This window comes from Aurantimonas endophytica (assembly GCF_014196845.1).
Classification (GTDB): domain Bacteria; phylum Pseudomonadota; class Alphaproteobacteria; order Rhizobiales; family Rhizobiaceae; genus Aurantimonas; species Aurantimonas endophytica.
Genome location: NZ_JACIEM010000003.1, coordinates 560,212 through 575,207, shown reverse-complemented (window position 1 = coordinate 575,207; position 14,996 = coordinate 560,212). Strand labels below are relative to the sequence as shown.

The window sequence follows — 14,996 nt, the reverse complement described above, 5'->3', positions numbered from 1 at the left end:
CTCGGACGTGACGGGCAAAGCGCCCGTGGATGAGGGATCACTGGTAGACCCTGCTGAACCGTCGCCATGCGATGCTCCCAATATGACCGTGCGGCAGGGCAGCCGGGCGCGGTGCAAAACGGACGCTCTTGCGATTGGCCGGAATGTCGGCAAAGGGCTGCTGTCCCACCAGCGCCGAAGTAGGGGAGAAGCGTGACGGTTCCATTGCGGTGGCAAGTTGCGTGCGCCAGGCGGGCAGAATTTGACAATCCCCGTCCTTTGGTGTTTCTGCCGACGCATATCCGCGACTAGCCGTCCGCGACACGCCGACCGGGCCCCTCTTTTCGAGAGCCGCCCGGAGGTCACCATCCGCCAGCGATTTTCGCCCGCGGATGACGCCTTGCTTTGTGCATGGTCCGTGTCGGGGAGGGCGAGCCGCACCACCTTCCGGCGAGATACCGGAAGGACGGAAGGAAGTCTTGATGTTCGATTCACTCCAGGACCGCCTCGGGTCCATCCTGAACGGCCTCACCGGCCGCGGTGCGCTGTCCGACAAGGATGTCGCCGCCGCGCTGCGCGAGGTCCGTCGGGCGCTGCTCGAGGCCGATGTCGCGCTGGAAGTCGTCCGGGATTTCACCGACCGGGTGCGCGCCAAGGCCGTCGGCGCCGAGATCCTGAAGTCGATCAAGCCCGGCCAGATGGTCGTCAAGATCGTCCATGACGAGCTGATCGCGACGCTCGGCGAGACACAGGTCCCGATCGATCTGAACGCGCCGTCGCCGGTCGTCGTGATGATGGTCGGCCTGCAGGGCTCGGGCAAGACCACCACCTCCGGCAAGATCGCCAAGCGGCTCACCGAGAAGCAGCGCAAGAAGGTGCTGATGGCCTCGCTGGACACGCGCCGGCCGGCCGCCCAGGAGCAGCTGAAGGTGCTCGGCGAGCAGACCGGCGTCGCGACGCTGCCGATCATCGCCGGGCAGGACCCGGTCGAGATCGCCGTGCGCGCCGAACAGGCCGCCCGCCTCGGCGGCTACGACGTCGTCATCCTCGACACTGCCGGCCGCACGCATATCGACGAGCCGCTGATGGCCGAGATGGCCGAGATCAAGGCGCGCGCCAGGCCGCACGAGATCCTGCTCGTCGCCGACAGCCTGACCGGCCAGGACGCGGTGAACCTTGCCCGCTCCTTCGACGAGCGCGTCGGCATCACCGGCATCGTCTTGACCCGCGTCGACGGCGACGGGCGCGGCGGCGCGGCGCTGTCCATGCGCGCCGTCACCGGCAAGCCGATCAAGCTGATCGGTACCGGCGAGAAGATGGACGCGCTGGAGGATTTCCATCCGGCCCGCATCGCCGACCGCATCCTCGGCATGGGCGACATCGTCTCGCTGGTCGAGAAGGCCGCCGAGAACATCGACGCCGAACAGGCCGCGGCGATGGCCAAGCGGATGCAGTCCGGCAAGTTCGACCTCAACGATCTCGCCGACCAGATCCGCCAGATGCAGAAGATGGGCGGCATGGGCGGCATGATGGGCATGATGCCCGGCATGGGGAAGATGAAGGACCAGATGTCGGCGGCCGGGCTCGACGACAAGATGCTGAAGCGCCAGCTCGCGGTGATCGGCTCGATGACGCCGAAGGAGCGGGCCAATCCCGACATCCTCAAGCACTCGCGCAAGAAGCGCATCGCCGCCGGGTCCGGCACTTCTTCGGCCGAGATCAACAAGCTTCTGAAGATGCACCGCCAGATGGCCGACGTCATGAAGTCCATGGGCAAGGGCAAGGGCGGCATGATGCAGAAGATGATGGGCGGCCTCGCCGGCAAGATGGGCCTCGGCGGCTTGCCTGGCGGCATGGGGGGCGGCATGCCGGACCTCTCGAAGATGGACCCCAAGGAACTCGAGGCCATGGCGCGTGCGGCGCAGGGCGGCGGCGGCATGCCGGGCCTGCCACGCGGCATGCCGCCCGGCTTCGGCGGCATGGGCGGCCTGCCGGGACTGCCCGGCGGCGCGCCGCGGCTGCCCGGCCTGCCGGGGAAGAAGAAATGACCGTCCTGCCGACATCCGGCTGGGACGAAGCCGACCCGAAGTCCCGGCTCGCCACGCTGCGCCGCTCGATCGACAATATCGACGCCGCGCTGATCCACATCCTGGCCGAGCGCTTCCGCTGCACGAAGGTGGTGGGCGCGCTGAAGGCCGAGAACGATTTGCCCCCGGCCGATCCGGCCCGGGAGCGAGAGCAGATCGAGCGGCTCCGCCGGCTCGCCCTGGAGGCCGAACTCGATCCGGAATTCGCGGAGAAATTCCTGAACTTCATCGTGAAGGAAGTCATCCGCCACCACGAAGCCATCGCCGCCGCGCGCGGCATGCCATCATCGACAGGAGAATGAAATGCCACTGAAAATGCGTCTGGCCCGGGCCGGCTCGAAGAAGCGCCCCTATTACCACATCGTCGTCGCCGACGCGCGCAGCCCGCGCGATGGCCGCTTCGTCGAGCAGCTGGGTTCGTGGAACCCGCTGCTGCCGAAGGACGCGCAGCGCGTCACGCTCAAGGAAGACCGCATCAAGCATTGGCTCGGCGAAGGCGCCCAGCCGACCGACCGGGTGCTGCGCTTCCTCGACCAGGCGGGCATCGCCAACCGCCCCGAGCGCAAGAACCTGACCAAGGGCCTGCCGGGCAAGAAGGCGCAGGAGCGCGAGGCCGAGCGCAAGCAGCGCGAGGAAGACGCCGCGACCGCCGCCGCCGAGGCCGAAGCCGCCAAGAATGCGCCGGCCGAGGAAGAGGCGCCCGCTGCCGAGGAAGAGACCGCTTCCGCAGAGTAAGCGTCGGACCAGTTTCGGCTGCAAGTTGACGAATGTGAGTGGACGGCGCCCAAGGGCGCCGTTCCCGTAAGTGGGCCCCGCGGCCCGTGGCGCGAAGGTGCGAACATGTCGCCTGCCGAGACCCATTCGGGTCATCTTCCCGGAACCGATGCCTTTGAGCTGGCTCCCGTCCCGCTTTGGCTCGAGGATTTCAGCGGCGTCAAGGCGCTGCTCGATGGCTGGCGCGCCAGCGGCGTCGGCGACCTGCGGGCGCATCTTGCCGCCGATCCCGAGCGGGTGCGGGAAGCCACCCGCCGGATCGGCCTGATCGCCGTCAACCAGCGAACGCTCGAGCTCTTCGAGGCTTCGAGCTTCGCCGAATTGTCAGACAATCTCGACCAGGTGTTCTCCGGCGACATGCTGTCGACCCATGTCGACGAACTTGCGCAACTCTGGGACGGCCAGGACAATTTCACCAGCCTCGCCGTCAACTACACGCTCTCCGGCCGCCGCCTCGACGTGCAGCTGAAAGCCCGTATCCTGCCCGGCCACGAGGCCGACTGGGGCCGCGTGCTGATCGCCACCGAGGACGTCACCGAGCGCGAGTCCGGCCGCCGCCGGGTCGCCGAAAGCGCGGCCTTTGCCCGCGGCCTGTTCGAGCATTCGCCGATCTCCCTCTGGGTCGAGGATTTCAGCGTGGTCAAGCGGCTGATCGACGAGGTGCGCGAGCGCGGCGTCGTCGACTTCCGCACCTTTCTCGACGTGCATCCCGATTTCGTGACGCGCTGCATGAGCGAGATCCGGGTCATCGACGTCAACCGGCACACGCTGGAGTTGTTCAAGGCCCCCGACAAGGCGACGCTGCTCGCGCGGCTCGCCGACGTGTTCCGCGACGCGATGGAGCAGCATTTCCGCGAGCAGCTGGTGGATCTGTGGCAGGGCAAGCTGTTCCAGCAGCGCGAGGTGGTGAACTACTCGCTGGAGAACGAGGAACTGCACGTCCACATGCAGTTCTCGGTGTTCCCGGGCCACGAATCCGATTGGTCGCTGGTGCAGGTGGCGCTCGCCGACATCACCGCCCGCAAGAAGGCCGAGGCCTATCTGGAGTATCTCGGCAAGCACGACATCCTGACGCGGCTCTACAACCGCTCGTTTTTCGTCGATGAGCTCAACCGCCTCGAGCGCAAGGGGCCGGAGCCGATCACGCTGGTCGTCGCCGACCTCAACGGCCTGAAGGAGGTCAACGACACGCTGGGCCATGCGGCGGGCGATGCGCTGCTGCGGCGGGCCGGCGAAGTGCTGAACGAGGCGGTGGCGAAGCCGAACCACGCCGCCCGCATCGGCGGCGACGAGTTCGTGGTGATGATGCCCGCCAGCGGCGCCGAAGAGGGCGCCCGGATGATCGAATCGGTCCATGAGCTGGTGGAAGTGAACAACCAGTTCTACCCCGGCACGCCGCTGTCCTTCTCGCTCGGCATGGCGACGGCCGAAGCCGGCGAGCGGCTCGAGGACGCGGTCCGCCGCGCCGACCAGCAGATGTATGCGGCCAAGCGGGAGCATTATGCCAACGCCGACCGCAACCGGCGTCAGGACGGGTCGGGGGAACTTCACACTGCCGCGTCGGGGTAAGCCGGCGGTGTCGGACTTGCCGAAACTGCGCGATCCCGGCATGGATCGGCGCCTGCCACCAGGATTGCCGCGCCCAATGCCGAACCAACCCTCCGCCCCCGTCAATCCCGTGCTGCTTGCCGTCGTCGGCGGGGCACACGGCATCAAGGGCGAGTGCCGCGTCCGGTCCCTCACCGAGGACCCGACGGCGCTTGGTGCCTACGGGCCGCTCTTCGACGCTTCCGGCAACCGCTACACCGTCAAGTCGGCGCGGCCGCAGAAGAACGTCGTGGTGGTGCGCTTCGCGGAAGTCCAGGATCGCAACCACGCCGAGCGGATCAACGGGCGCGAACTCTTCGTCGACCGCTCGGTGCTGCCCGAGCCCGAGGACGACGACGAGTTCTATCTCGGCGACCTGGTCGGGCTGGCGGTGCAAACGATCGCCGGCGAGCCGGTCGGCAAGGTCGTCGCCTTTCATGATTTCGGCGCCGGCGACATTGTCGAGATCCAGCCGCCGGGTGGTCCGACGGTGATGATTCCGTTTTCCGCCGCGGCGGTGCCGGAGCTCGACGTCGATGCCGGCGTGATGATCGTCGATCCGGTCGCTGCCGGGCTGGTGGAGACCGAAGACGACGACGCGCCGGGTCCGGAAGAAGCCGAGCCCTCCGGCGGCAGATGAGCCGAATCCCCGGCGGGTTTGCCTTCGCAGCCGCGCCGACCTATCCCGTGACGGAAGCGGGCCAGCCCGCGCAATCATCGGGAGCCATCATGATCATCGTCGCCGGAACCCTTCGCCTGTCGCAGCAGGACCTCGCAGCCGTGCGCGCCGACGCGGTCGCCGTCGTCTCGGCGACGCGTGCCGAACAGGGGTGCCTCGTCTATTCCTTCGCCGAGGACCTGCTGGAGCCGGGCCTGGTGCGGATCTACGAGGAGTGGGAAAGCCGCGAGGATCTCGCGCGCCACGGCAAGGCCGAGCACATCGCCGCCTGGCACGCCGCGCTGAAGCGCGTGACGGTGCTCGCCCGCGACCTGAAGATCATCGAGGTCGCCAGCAGCGAGCCGCTGGCCTGACGTCGATGGGCTTTCGCGCGACCGTCCTGACGCTCTACCCGGAGATGTTCCCGGGCCCGCTCGGCGTGTCGCTGGCCGGCCGCGCGCTGGAACGGGGCGATTTTGCGCTGGAGACCGTGCAGATCCGCGAGTTCGGCGTCGGCCGCCATCGCATGGTCGACGACACGCCGTCGGGCGGCGGCGCCGGCATGGTGATGCGCGCCGACGTCCTGGCCGCGGCGATCGACCATGCGGCGCCCGAAGGCGACGATCGGCCGCGCCTCCTGATGAGCCCGCGCGGCCGGCCGCTCGACCAGCGCAGGGTACGCGATCTCGCCGCCGGCGACGGTGCGGTGATCGTCTGCGGCCGCTTCGAGGGGGTGGACGAGCGGGTCATCGCCGGGCGCGGGCTCGAGGAAGTGTCGATCGGCGACTACATCCTCTCGGGCGGCGAGATCGCGGCCCTGGTGCTGCTCGACGCGGTGGTGCGGCTCCTGCCCGGCGTGATGGGCAACGCGCTGTCCGGCGAGGCCGAGAGCTTCGAGGCGGGCCTCCTGGAACATCCGCATTATACCCGTCCCGCCGAATGGGAGGGGCACCCGATCCCGGCGGTGCTGACCTCCGGCGACCATGGCGCGGTGGAACGCTGGCGCCGGGCCGAGGCGGAGCGGATCACCGCCGAGCGCCGGCCGGATCTGCTGCGGCGCTAGGGCCGCTCGCCAGGCCCGTTCAGCCTACCGCTTGTCCAGCACGTCGTGCCATTCGGCGTGGCGATCGAACTGTGCCTTGGCGAACGGGCAGAGCGGCAGGATCGACCGCCCCGCGGTTCGCGCGTCCTCCACCGCCCGCCGCACCAGATGCTCGCCGACCTTGCGTCCGCGCCAGGCGTCCGGAACGCTCGTATGGTCGATGATCAGCAGGCGCGCGCCGGCGCGGCTGTAGCTCATCTCCGCCTCCAGCCCGTCGCCCCGCAGCAGATAGCGGCCCTTGGCCGGGCCTTCCTCGCGCTGGATGTCGGCCGGGTCGACCGGCGTCGGCTCCGGCGTGCTCTCGATCGCCGGTGCGGGAGTGGCCGCGATCTCGCGCGGGCGGCCGGGGACACCGGGCGCGCATTCCAGCGCGTCGCGGTCCCAGCGCCCGAGGCTGGCCGCCGCCAGATAGGTGGATTCGAGGAAAGCGAGCAGCGTCGCATCCGGGTCGTCGGCGCCCTGGACGGCGTCGTAGGGCAGGATGAACTCGCCAAGCGCGCTCGCCCAGAACGCCGCCTCCGGCTCGACCGCGGCGGCCGAATAGCCGGCGGGCGTCGGATAGGCATAGGCGTAGAAGGCGGGATAATCGATGCCGCCACCGCCCGGCCAGAAGCCCGCCGAGGCGACCTCGTGGTCGTAGGCTTCGCGGGTGACGCTGTCGGGGAGCGCGGGAATGCCGCCCGGATGCAGCGGCGCCGGCCGGCCCGAAAAGCGCGTCACGGCCAGGTCGAAACTGCCCCAGAAGAGATGCGACGGGCTCTGCTTGCCGAGAAACGACGTGCGGAACGCCTTGAACACCCGGTCGGCGGCGAGGGTCGCGTGGAAGAAGCGCGTGACGGCGTCGGCGTCATAGGGCCGGTCGCGATGGTCGTCGACGAAGGCGACGGGATCGGCGACCTCGTTGGGCCGACCGTTGAAGCGCGGCGTGCCGCCGAGCTCGCCGACCAGCGCCACGAATCGGGCATGGAATTCGGCCACCGTCATCGGCTCCAGCGCGAAGCTCTCGATGCCGCCGTCGCTGTTCGTCCCGATGACGCGGTGGTCGATGAGGTCGAAGGCGATCTCGATGCCGGGCCCGTCCGGAACCGGCGACGTCGTCAGGCCGCGAGCCGTCACGTAGAGGGTGGCGGTCCAGGAATGGTTGAGCCACGGCGTGTGGGCCAGCCGGTACTTGCCGGCGATCTGCGTATAGAGCTGCAGCGCCTGGCAGGTCTCTCGCCAGGCAAGGTAGGGAATGTCAGGCCAGTGCCGCGCCATGGGTCATCTCCGGTCTCGATCCGGAAAGCCTAGCACCGGCCGCCGCGCGCCGCAGCCTCGGGTCGGCGCTGTCCACGGCTTCAGCCGGTGACGAAGTAATAGAAGGCGAGGAACAGGCCGACGGCGACGACGAAGCAGCGCACCGCGACCTGCGGGACGCGACGGGCCATCCACACGCCGGCATAGCCGCCCAGCGCGACGCCGGGAATCATCGCCAGCGCGCCGACCCAGTAGACGACGCCGCCTGAGACGAAGACGACGATGGCAATGATGGCGATGACGTTTGCCAGGACGTTCTTCAGCGCGTTGAGCCGGTGATAGTCGCCGCTCTCGGTCAAGCCCAGCGTCGCCAGCATCATGATGCCCATGCCGGCGCCGAAGAAGCCGCCGTAGATCGCGGTGAAGAACTGCACGACCGGCCCTGCGATACGGCTGCGGGGTGCTGCTTCGTCGCGGTCGCGCGAAGGCGCGATCCAGGGACCGGCGGCAAAGAGCGCGGTCGCCGCGAGCAGCAGCCAGGGCACGAGGGATGCGAATTCCTCGTTGTCGAGATAGAGCAGGAACAGCGCACCGCCGAGCGAGCCGACGACCGATACCGCCGCAAGCACCAGAGCGCTGCGCCAGAATTTCCGGATATCCTTCAGATATGCGAGCGACGAGGTGAGGTAGCCGGGAAGCTGCGCGATCGAGGATGTGGCGTTCGCCACGATCGGGGGCACCCCGATCAGGCTGAGCGCGCCGAAGGAGATGAAAGTGCCGCCGCCGGCCACGGCGTTGATCGCGCCCGACAGGAAGCCGGCGACGAAGAGGAGGGCGATCAGGAGGAGAGACATGACACGCTTTCGGCAGATATGCGAAGACAAGCGCCGACCAGCGGATTGCACGGCAGGTTCTGGCGGGAAACACTGCGCCATCGCATGATCGGCAACGCGAGGGCAAGCGCCGGGGTGTCCGGCACGGCGCGATCGAAGCGGTTTTCCAGGCGCGTCCTAGTGACAAAGGGCCCGAAGCCGTGTAAGGGCCAGTCCGATTTCCTCAGAATAACTTGACCGTCACGGCGGCCATGTCGGGGTTAAGACGCCTTTCCGGCATGAAACGAATTGAGGCTATGCCATGAACATCATTTCCGAACTCGATGCGGCCGAAGCTGCGCGCATCAATGCCATCCGCCAGATTCCGGACTTCTCCGCCGGCGACACGCTGCGGGTCAACGTCCGAGTCACCGAAGGCACGCGCACCCGCGTGCAGGCCTATGAAGGCGTCTGCATCGCCAGAGCCGGTGCCGGCTTCCAGGAGAACTTCACCGTCCGCAAGATCTCCTACGGCGAGGGCGTCGAGCGCGTCTTTCCGATCTATTCGCCGATGCTCGATTCGGTCGAGGTCGTGCGGCGCGGCAAGGTGCGGCGCGCCAAGCTCTATTACCTGCGCGATCGCCGCGGCAAGTCGGCCCGTATCGTCGAGGCCAGCAATGCCCGCGCCCGCAAGCTGAACGACGACGCCCGTCAGATCGCCACCGAGGCGCGCGACAAGGCGAAGGCCGAGAAGGAAGCGGCAAAGACGGCGACCGCCGCCGCCGAATAATCTCGAACTGTTCGAGACGACGCGAAAGCGGCCCTTGTGGCCGCTTTTTGCGTTGGGGATTAGAAATCGGGAAGGTGTCCGGCAGATAGGCCGCGTCGTCGCCGGGGCGCCGGCGATCAGCTCCCGCTATCGCCCTGGGCCGACGTGCTGCGCGCCACCGCCGACCAGCCCCAGCCGATTCCTGCCCAGAGCCGCTCGTGCACCAGATAGGTGAAGAAGCCGAGGAGGCAGGAGGCGAGCGCCAGGCCGCCGCCGGTGGTGAGCGAACCGGTGAAGAGGAAGCCGAGCAGCGACATGGTCACGAGGCCGAGCGCTTGCCACGATGCGGCCTTGGCGAGGCTCCGGCTGCGTGTCTCCATGGCGACTAGCTCCTGGCAAGCCGAAACCGCCCGCGCGGCACGCGGCCGTCGGCGAAATCGGTGGTGATGTTCGAGGTGCGAGTGGCATGCCGGAGCAGCGTCGCTCGCAGGTGACACCGACCTTTTAGGCCAAAGCAGCGGTGCGCGGAATCCCGCGAATTTTCATGCGACGAGTCACGTTTGGAGAATTTACTCGCAAAGCGTGATAACGATCATCAATGGACAAGAGAGAAAGATCGAGGCTGTTCCGTGAGCGGCTCGCCGCAGCCATGGCCTCGCGCGGCCTTTCCAAAAGTGCGCTCGCCAGGGCCACCCAGGCCGACCGCTCGACAGTCTCGCTGATCCTCTCTTCCGATGACGGAAGGCTGCCGAACGCCCAGTTTGCGGCGGAGGCGGCTTTCGCCCTCGGCGTTTCCTGCGACTGGCTGCTGGGCCTGACCGACCGGCGCGAGCGCGGCGCCGACATGCTCGAGGCGGCGATGCGCATCGAGGAGGCGGCGCGGGCACCCTCCGACGAGTCGATGTATCGCTGGCATGAGGAAGCGCGTGGCTACAAGATCCGCCACGTGCCGGCGACGTTGCCGGACATGCTGAAATCGGAAGACGTGCTGCGCTTCGAGTACGGCGACTTTCTCGGCCGCACCACCGACCAGGCGATCGCCGACATGCGCCAGCGCCTCGCCTATCTGCAGGCGCCCGACACCGACTACGAGATCGCCATGCCGATGGATTCGCTGGAGGCCTTCGCTGCCGGGGAGGGCTACTGGCGGGGGCTGCCGGCGGCCGAACGGCGGGCGCAGCTGGAGCGGATGCGGCGCCTGAGCGAGGAGCTGTACCCCTCGCTCAGGCTCTATCTGTTCGACCGCAAGAAGGTCTTCTCGGCGCCGGTGACGATCTTCGGCCCGCTCCAGGCCGCGGTCTATGTCGGCCGTTTCTACATGGCGTTTCGTGAGCGGCGCCAGGTTCTGGAACTGACCCGGCATTTCGACGGGCTGGTGCGCGAGGCCGATTTCGAGGCCAAGCACACGCCGCGCTTCATCGAGGGTCTCGCCGTGCCGGATTGACCTTCAGCCGGCCGGCATGGTCGGCGGCGCGAAGACGATATACGGCGTCGTCGGCTCCTCCCCCGGCGGAACGGCCGCCGGCGCCGGCTCGCCGGGCTCGCCCAGGGAGCGGATGTAGAGATAGAGCGACCGCATGTCCGCCTCCGGCATGGCGTGCAGGTTGAAATACGGCATCGGGGGACGCGTCTTCAGCGTCCTCAGGTGTTCGACGAATTCGCTCTCGTCCCGCTCCGCCGCGACCAGGCGGAGATTGCTGGCATAGGTCGTGCCCCAGGGGCCGCGAAATCCAAGCCCGGCACCGGCGAGGGCGGTCGCCGGGTCGAGCGCGCCCGACTCCATGTAGCCGGCGCTGTGACAGTCGTGGCAACCGCTGACGATGGCGACGGTATGACCCCGCTCGACCGAGGGCCCGGCGTCCCCCGCGCTCGCCGGGAGGGTGGGAAGCGCGGCGCATGCTGCCGCGAACGTGACAATGATGCTGTGTCGCATGGTGAATCCCTGTGAAGTACACATGAGCCGGCTGCTCCCGGCCTGGGCGGGCGGAATGCAGCATCGGTGTTTCATGCGTATTTCAGACCGGCACCGAGGTGCGATTGTCCGGCGTCACACCTGTTGCTATATTGAGGCCATGTTCCGGATCGCAAAACCGCGGGCGCGGCCGCTGCTACCGACGAGCGAGGGCTTCGCCAAGCTCTCCGATCGCGTGCGCCTGCCCGGCCGGTTCTTCTACCGCCTGGTGGTCGCCGGCGGCCAATAGCCGGACCCGTGCCGTCGCCCCGCGACGGCGCGCCACCGATGCTTTCGCCAATTGCCATCCGACTCTTCGCGCTCGGCCGGGACCTGCCCGCCGACAAGGACGATCACCATGAGCCAGACCAAGCCCCGCACCCTCTATGACAAGATCTGGGACGACCATCTGGTCGCCGAGCAGGAGGGCGGCACCTGCCTGATCTATATCGACCGCCATCTCGTCCACGAGGTCACCAGCCCCCAGGCCTTCGAGGGACTGCGCCTGACCGGCCGGAAGGTGCGCCAGCCGGCGAAAACGCTCGCCGTCGTCGATCACAACGTACCGACCTCACCGGACCGCGTGCTCGGCATCAAGAACGAGGAAAGCCGCATCCAGGTCGAGGCGCTTGCGCAGAACGCCGCTGATTTCGGCATCGAGTATTACGATGCGGCCGACCGGCGGCAGGGCATCGTCCATATCATCGGGCCGGAGCAGGGCTTCACCCTGCCGGGCACGACGATCGTCTGCGGCGATAGCCACACCTCGACGCACGGCGCCTTCGGGGCGCTGGCGCACGGCATCGGCACGTCCGAGGTCGAGCACGTGCTCGCCACCCAGACGCTGATCCAGGCGAAGGCCAAGAACATGCTGGTCGAGGTCAACGGCCAGATCCCGGAAGGCGTCACCTCCAAGGACATCATCCTGGCGATCATCGGCGAGATCGGCACGGCCGGCGGCACCGGCTACGTGATCGAGTATGCCGGCGAAGCGATCCGCGCGCTGTCGATGGAAGGCCGGATGACCGTCTGCAACATGTCCATCGAGGGCGGCGCGCGCGCCGGCCTGATCGCCCCGGACGAGACCACCTTCGCCTATATCGCCGGCCGGCCGCGGGCGCCGAAGGGCGAGGCCTTCGACCGCGCCGTGGAATACTGGCGCACGCTCGTTTCCGATCCGGGCGCGCATTACGACAAGATCGTCCGCCTCGACGCGGCGAGCCTGCCGCCGATCGTCTCCTGGGGCTCCTCGCCCGAGGATGTCGTCGCCGTCGACGGCGTCGTCCCGGACCCGGCCGCGATCGACGACGAGGGCAAGCGTCGCTCGAAACAGCGGGCGCTCGAATATATGGGCCTGACGCCGGGCACCCCGATGACCGACATCACCATCGACCGGGTGTTCATCGGCTCGTGCACCAACGGCCGGATCGAGGACCTGCGGGCCGTCGCCAGTGTCGTGGAGGGGCGCAAGGTCGCCGACACCGTCTCGGCGATGATCGTGCCGGGTTCCGGTCTCGTAAAGGCGCAGGCGGAAGCCGAAGGGCTCGACACCATCTTCAAGGCCGCCGGCTTCGACTGGCGCGAGCCGGGCTGCTCCATGTGCCTTGGCATGAACGAGGATCGCCTCGCACCCTACGAGCGCTGTGCCTCCACCTCGAACCGCAATTTCGAGGGGCGGCAGGGCCATCGCGGGCGGACGCACCTCGTCTCGCCGGCCATGGCCGCCGCCGCCGCCATCGCCGGCCGCTTCGTCGACGTGCGCCACTGGCGCTAGGCTTTCGGGTTTCCGCAAGCAAAAAAACCCCGCGCCGGCAGGACTGACGCGGGGTTTTTTACGAATGGGACCGGCGTTCCTCAGTGGTTACGCCAGTCCTCGTCCCTGGCTTCCTCTTCTTCCGCTTCCTGCACATCGAGCGGAATGTCGCGGCCGATCAGGCTCTCGTCGTCCTTGCGGCCGTGGAAGGCGTTGTCGGTGCGCTCTATGGCGTTGTCGAGGACGCCGTCCTCGTCGGGCTCGGCGTCCCGCGGCGGCGGCTTGCCCTCGGGCTTCGGATCCGCGTCTGGCATGGTCGATCTCCCTTCTTCGTTCGCAGAAGAACCCGCATCAGGCCCGGCCGTTCCCTCTACTCGCCCGGCACGGGGTCGACCGGCATGTACAGGTTGCCCCCCTGGCGGTAGCGCTCGGCCATGGCCGCCATGCCGTCCTGCTTCTCGGCGTCCAGCCGGGCGGCATCGCGGATGTCGTGGCTGATCTTCATCGAACAGAATTTCGGCCCGCACATCGAGCAGAAATGCGCCACTTTGTGCGCCTCCTTGGGCAAGGTCGCGTCGTGGAACGAGCGCGCCGTGTCGGGATCGAGCGACAGGTTGAACTGGTCTTCCCAGCGGAACTCGAAGCGGGCTCTGGACAGCGCGTCGTCGCGCATCCTTGCCGCCGGGTGGCCCTTGGCGAGGTCGGCGGCGTGGGCGGCGATCTTGTAGGTGATGACGCCGATCTTGACGTCGTCGCGATCGGGCAGGCCGAGATGCTCCTTGGGCGTCACGTAACAGAGCATCGCCGTGCCGAACCAGCCGATCATCGCCGCGCCGATGGCCGAGGTGATGTGGTCGTAGCCGGGGGCGATGTCGGTGACCAAGGGTCCGAGCGTGTAGAACGGCGCGTCGCCGCAGAGCTTCACCTGCAGCTCGACATTCTCCTTGATCTTGTGCATCGGCACATGGCCGGGGCCCTCGATCATCACCTGGCAGCCCTTGGCGCGGGCGATCGCGGTGAGTTCGCCCAGCGTCTCCAGTTCGGCGAACTGCGCCGCGTCGTTGGCGTCGGCGATCGAGCCCGGTCGCAGTCCGTCGCCCAGCGAGAAGGAGACGTCATAGGCCCGGCAGATGTCGCAGATCTCGGCGAAATGCTCGTAGAGAAAGCTTTCGCGGTGATGGTGAAGGCACCACTTGGCCATGATCGAGCCGCCGCGGGAAACGATGCCGGTGACCCGCTCGGCGGTGAGCGGGATGTGGGCGAGGCGGACGCCGGCATGGACGGTGAAATAGTCGACGCCCTGCTCGGCCTGTTCGATCAGCGTGTCGCGATAGACCTCCCAGGTCAGCGCCTCGGCGATCGCGTCGACCTTCTCCAGCGCCTGGTAGATCGGCACCGTGCCGATCGGCACCGGGGCGTTGCGGATGATCCAGTCGCGGATGTTGTGGATGTTACGGCCGGTGGAGAGATCCATCACGGTGTCGGCGCCCCAGCGGATCGCCCAGACCAGCTTGTCGACCTCCTCCTCCATCGAGGAGGTGACGGCGGAATTGCCGATATTGGCGTTGATCTTGGTGAGGAAATTGCGCCCGATCGCCATCGGCTCGAGCTCGGGATGGTTGATGTTGGCGGGGATGATCGCCCGGCCGGACGCGACTTCGCCCCGCACCCATTCCGGCGTGATGAGATCGGGGATCGCCGCCTGGAAGGGCTGCCCGTCGCGCAACATTGCGGGTTTGGCGGCGCGGCCGAGGTTCTCGCGGATCGCCACATATTCCATTTCGGCGGTGACAATGCCGGCGCGGGCATATTCGTATTGGGTCAGCGGGCGCCCATTGATCGCACGGCGGGGGGCGTTCGGAACCGGGAAGGCGGGGGTGACCTTCTCCGGCGGCAGATTGCCGTTGTCCTCGGGCCGGACTTCACGCGCGGCGCAAAACTCGCTATCGCCTCGGGCCGCGATCCAGGCCTCGCGGAGCCGCGGCAGGCCGCGGGCGATGTCGGTCTCGACCGCCTCGTCGGTGAACGGCCCCGACGCGTCGTAGACGAGGAGGTCAGGCTCGCCAGCGCTCGGATGCACGGCAATGGCGCGCATCGGCACGCGCAGATCCGGGAAGGCAGTGCCCGGTTTGTGGATCTTGCGGGAAGCGGGCAGCGATCCGGTGGTGACGGCCGGGTGCGGTCGCATGGTCATGGTCTCTCCGTGCGCTGTGCGCCTTGGAGATCCAGTCCCGCCGTGGGTGATCGAACGGCCGCGTGCCGACGAGCCCCCTTGCGGGCGGCGGGTC

17 protein-coding genes are annotated in these 14,996 nt (G+C 68.0%); 11 read left to right on the top strand and 6 right to left on the bottom strand.

Annotated elements, in window-relative coordinates; genetic code table 11:
- Positions 1 to 461: 461 nt before the first annotated feature.
- The 7 genes from ffh to trmD all read left to right on the top strand — a co-directional run bounded on the left by ffh (position 462) and on the right by trmD (position 6,148).
- Positions 462 to 2,027, top strand: coding sequence for a signal recognition particle protein (ffh, locus tag GGR03_RS13840; protein ID WP_183208953.1), 1,566 nt, complete (start codon positions 462 to 464; stop codon positions 2,025 to 2,027).
- Positions 2,024 to 2,368 (top strand): chorismate mutase, encoded by a 345-nt coding sequence (locus tag GGR03_RS13835; RefSeq protein ID WP_183208951.1) that lies wholly within the window; start codon positions 2,024 to 2,026, stop codon positions 2,366 to 2,368. The genes ffh and GGR03_RS13835 overlap by 4 nt, the downstream gene beginning before the upstream one ends.
- Position 2,369: 1 nt before the next feature.
- The gene (gene rpsP / locus GGR03_RS13830; RefSeq protein WP_183208949.1) at positions 2,370 to 2,801 is read left to right on the top strand and encodes a 30S ribosomal protein S16; all 432 of its coding nucleotides are present in this window, start codon (positions 2,370 to 2,372) and stop codon (positions 2,799 to 2,801) included.
- Positions 2,802 to 2,906: 105 nt separating this feature from the next.
- On the top strand, positions 2,907 to 4,409 hold the full coding sequence (locus tag GGR03_RS13825; RefSeq protein WP_183208947.1) for a sensor domain-containing diguanylate cyclase: 1,503 nt from the start codon (positions 2,907 to 2,909) through the stop codon (positions 4,407 to 4,409).
- 76 nt (positions 4,410 to 4,485) lie between these two features.
- Entirely contained in the window at positions 4,486 to 5,067 is a 582-nt protein-coding gene (gene rimM, locus GGR03_RS13820; RefSeq protein WP_183208945.1) for a ribosome maturation factor RimM, read from the top strand.
- A complete protein-coding gene (locus GGR03_RS13815) occupies positions 5,064 to 5,459 on the top strand; it encodes a putative quinol monooxygenase (protein ID WP_183208943.1) in 396 nt (131 codons plus the stop codon). Before rimM ends, GGR03_RS13815 begins: the two co-directional genes overlap by 4 nt.
- Before the next feature lie 5 nt (positions 5,460 to 5,464).
- Positions 5,465 to 6,148, top strand: a complete 684-nt coding sequence (trmD, locus tag GGR03_RS13810; RefSeq protein ID WP_183208942.1) for a tRNA (guanosine(37)-N1)-methyltransferase TrmD — start codon at positions 5,465 to 5,467, stop codon at positions 6,146 to 6,148.
- 24 nt (positions 6,149 to 6,172) lie between these two features.
- Here trmD and GGR03_RS13805 read toward each other — a convergent pair whose 3' ends face one another.
- Both GGR03_RS13805 and GGR03_RS13800 read right to left on the bottom strand, forming a co-directional pair.
- Positions 6,173 to 7,444: a DUF5996 family protein gene (locus GGR03_RS13805; RefSeq protein WP_183208940.1), complete on the bottom strand. Its 1,272-nt coding sequence runs from the start codon at positions 7,442 to 7,444 to the stop codon at positions 6,173 to 6,175.
- An 80-nt stretch (positions 7,445 to 7,524) separates the two neighbouring features.
- Positions 7,525 to 8,277, bottom strand: a complete 753-nt coding sequence (locus GGR03_RS13800) for a sulfite exporter TauE/SafE family protein (RefSeq protein ID WP_183208938.1) — start codon at positions 8,275 to 8,277, stop codon at positions 7,525 to 7,527.
- Between the two features lie 280 nt (positions 8,278 to 8,557).
- Between GGR03_RS13800 and rplS the strand changes: the two genes are divergently transcribed.
- On the top strand, positions 8,558 to 9,025 hold the full coding sequence (rplS, locus tag GGR03_RS13795) for a 50S ribosomal protein L19 (protein ID WP_183208936.1): 468 nt from the start codon (positions 8,558 to 8,560) through the stop codon (positions 9,023 to 9,025).
- Between the two features lie 116 nt (positions 9,026 to 9,141).
- Here rplS and GGR03_RS13790 read toward each other — a convergent pair whose 3' ends face one another.
- Positions 9,142 to 9,384: a DUF2061 domain-containing protein gene (locus GGR03_RS13790; protein ID WP_183208934.1), complete on the bottom strand. Its 243-nt coding sequence runs from the start codon at positions 9,382 to 9,384 to the stop codon at positions 9,142 to 9,144.
- A gap of 218 nt (positions 9,385 to 9,602) precedes the next feature.
- Here GGR03_RS13790 and GGR03_RS13785 point away from each other — a divergent pair, with 218 nt between their 5' ends.
- Positions 9,603 to 10,448: a transcriptional regulator gene (locus GGR03_RS13785; protein ID WP_183208932.1), complete on the top strand. Its 846-nt coding sequence runs from the start codon at positions 9,603 to 9,605 to the stop codon at positions 10,446 to 10,448.
- 3 nt (positions 10,449 to 10,451) lie between these two features.
- Here the strand turns inward: GGR03_RS13785 and GGR03_RS13780 are convergent, their stop codons facing one another.
- Positions 10,452 to 10,937, bottom strand: a complete 486-nt coding sequence (locus GGR03_RS13780) for a cytochrome C (protein ID WP_183208931.1) — start codon at positions 10,935 to 10,937, stop codon at positions 10,452 to 10,454.
- Between the two features lie 22 nt (positions 10,938 to 10,959).
- Here GGR03_RS13780 and GGR03_RS13775 point away from each other — a divergent pair, with 22 nt between their 5' ends.
- Together GGR03_RS13775 and leuC are read left to right on the top strand one after the other, a co-directional pair.
- Entirely contained in the window at positions 10,960 to 11,205 is a 246-nt protein-coding gene (locus GGR03_RS13775; protein ID WP_183209279.1) for a hypothetical protein, read from the top strand.
- Positions 11,206 to 11,313: 108 nt separating this feature from the next.
- On the top strand, positions 11,314 to 12,729 hold the full coding sequence (leuC, locus tag GGR03_RS13770; protein ID WP_183208929.1) for a 3-isopropylmalate dehydratase large subunit: 1,416 nt from the start codon (positions 11,314 to 11,316) through the stop codon (positions 12,727 to 12,729).
- A gap of 80 nt (positions 12,730 to 12,809) precedes the next feature.
- Here the strand turns inward: leuC and GGR03_RS13765 are convergent, their stop codons facing one another.
- Together GGR03_RS13765 and thiC are read right to left on the bottom strand one after the other, a co-directional pair.
- Positions 12,810 to 13,022: a hypothetical protein gene (locus GGR03_RS13765; RefSeq protein ID WP_183208927.1), complete on the bottom strand. Its 213-nt coding sequence runs from the start codon at positions 13,020 to 13,022 to the stop codon at positions 12,810 to 12,812.
- Positions 13,023 to 13,078: 56 nt separating this feature from the next.
- Positions 13,079 to 14,896 carry a phosphomethylpyrimidine synthase ThiC gene (thiC, locus tag GGR03_RS13760; RefSeq protein WP_484463082.1) on the bottom strand — a complete coding sequence of 606 codons (1,818 nt, stop codon included), beginning with the start codon at positions 14,894 to 14,896 and terminating at the stop codon, positions 13,079 to 13,081.
- Positions 14,897 to 14,996: the final 100 nt, after the last annotated feature.

What these genes read in the sequence shown, in the direction of transcription:
- ffh (WP_183208953.1), top strand. Translation starts at nt 462, where the DNA reads ATGTTCGATTCACTCCAGGACCGCCTCGGGTCCATCCTGAACGGCCTC.
- GGR03_RS13835 (WP_183208951.1), top strand. Translation starts at nt 2,024, where the DNA reads ATGACCGTCCTGCCGACATCCGGCTGGGACGAAGCCGACCCGAAGTCC.
- rpsP (WP_183208949.1), top strand. Translation starts at nt 2,370, where the DNA reads ATGCCACTGAAAATGCGTCTGGCCCGGGCCGGCTCGAAGAAGCGCCCC.
- GGR03_RS13825 (WP_183208947.1), top strand. Translation starts at nt 2,907, where the DNA reads ATGTCGCCTGCCGAGACCCATTCGGGTCATCTTCCCGGAACCGATGCC.
- rimM (WP_183208945.1), top strand. Translation starts at nt 4,486, where the DNA reads ATGCCGAACCAACCCTCCGCCCCCGTCAATCCCGTGCTGCTTGCCGTC.
- GGR03_RS13815 (WP_183208943.1), top strand. Translation starts at nt 5,064, where the DNA reads ATGAGCCGAATCCCCGGCGGGTTTGCCTTCGCAGCCGCGCCGACCTAT.
- trmD (WP_183208942.1), top strand. Translation starts at nt 5,465, where the DNA reads ATGGGCTTTCGCGCGACCGTCCTGACGCTCTACCCGGAGATGTTCCCG.
- GGR03_RS13805 (WP_183208940.1), bottom strand. Translation starts at nt 7,444, where the DNA reads ATGGCGCGGCACTGGCCTGACATTCCCTACCTTGCCTGGCGAGAGACC.
- GGR03_RS13800 (WP_183208938.1), bottom strand. Translation starts at nt 8,277, where the DNA reads ATGTCTCTCCTCCTGATCGCCCTCCTCTTCGTCGCCGGCTTCCTGTCG.
- rplS (WP_183208936.1), top strand. Translation starts at nt 8,558, where the DNA reads ATGAACATCATTTCCGAACTCGATGCGGCCGAAGCTGCGCGCATCAAT.
- GGR03_RS13790 (WP_183208934.1), bottom strand. Translation starts at nt 9,384, where the DNA reads ATGGAGACACGCAGCCGGAGCCTCGCCAAGGCCGCATCGTGGCAAGCG.
- GGR03_RS13785 (WP_183208932.1), top strand. Translation starts at nt 9,603, where the DNA reads ATGGACAAGAGAGAAAGATCGAGGCTGTTCCGTGAGCGGCTCGCCGCA.
- GGR03_RS13780 (WP_183208931.1), bottom strand. Translation starts at nt 10,937, where the DNA reads ATGCGACACAGCATCATTGTCACGTTCGCGGCAGCATGCGCCGCGCTT.
- GGR03_RS13775 (WP_183209279.1), top strand. Translation starts at nt 10,960, where the DNA reads ATGAGCCGGCTGCTCCCGGCCTGGGCGGGCGGAATGCAGCATCGGTGT.
- leuC (WP_183208929.1), top strand. Translation starts at nt 11,314, where the DNA reads ATGAGCCAGACCAAGCCCCGCACCCTCTATGACAAGATCTGGGACGAC.
- GGR03_RS13765 (WP_183208927.1), bottom strand. Translation starts at nt 13,022, where the DNA reads ATGCCAGACGCGGATCCGAAGCCCGAGGGCAAGCCGCCGCCGCGGGAC.
- thiC (WP_484463082.1), bottom strand. Translation starts at nt 14,896, where the DNA reads ATGCGACCGCACCCGGCCGTCACCACCGGATCGCTGCCCGCTTCCCGC.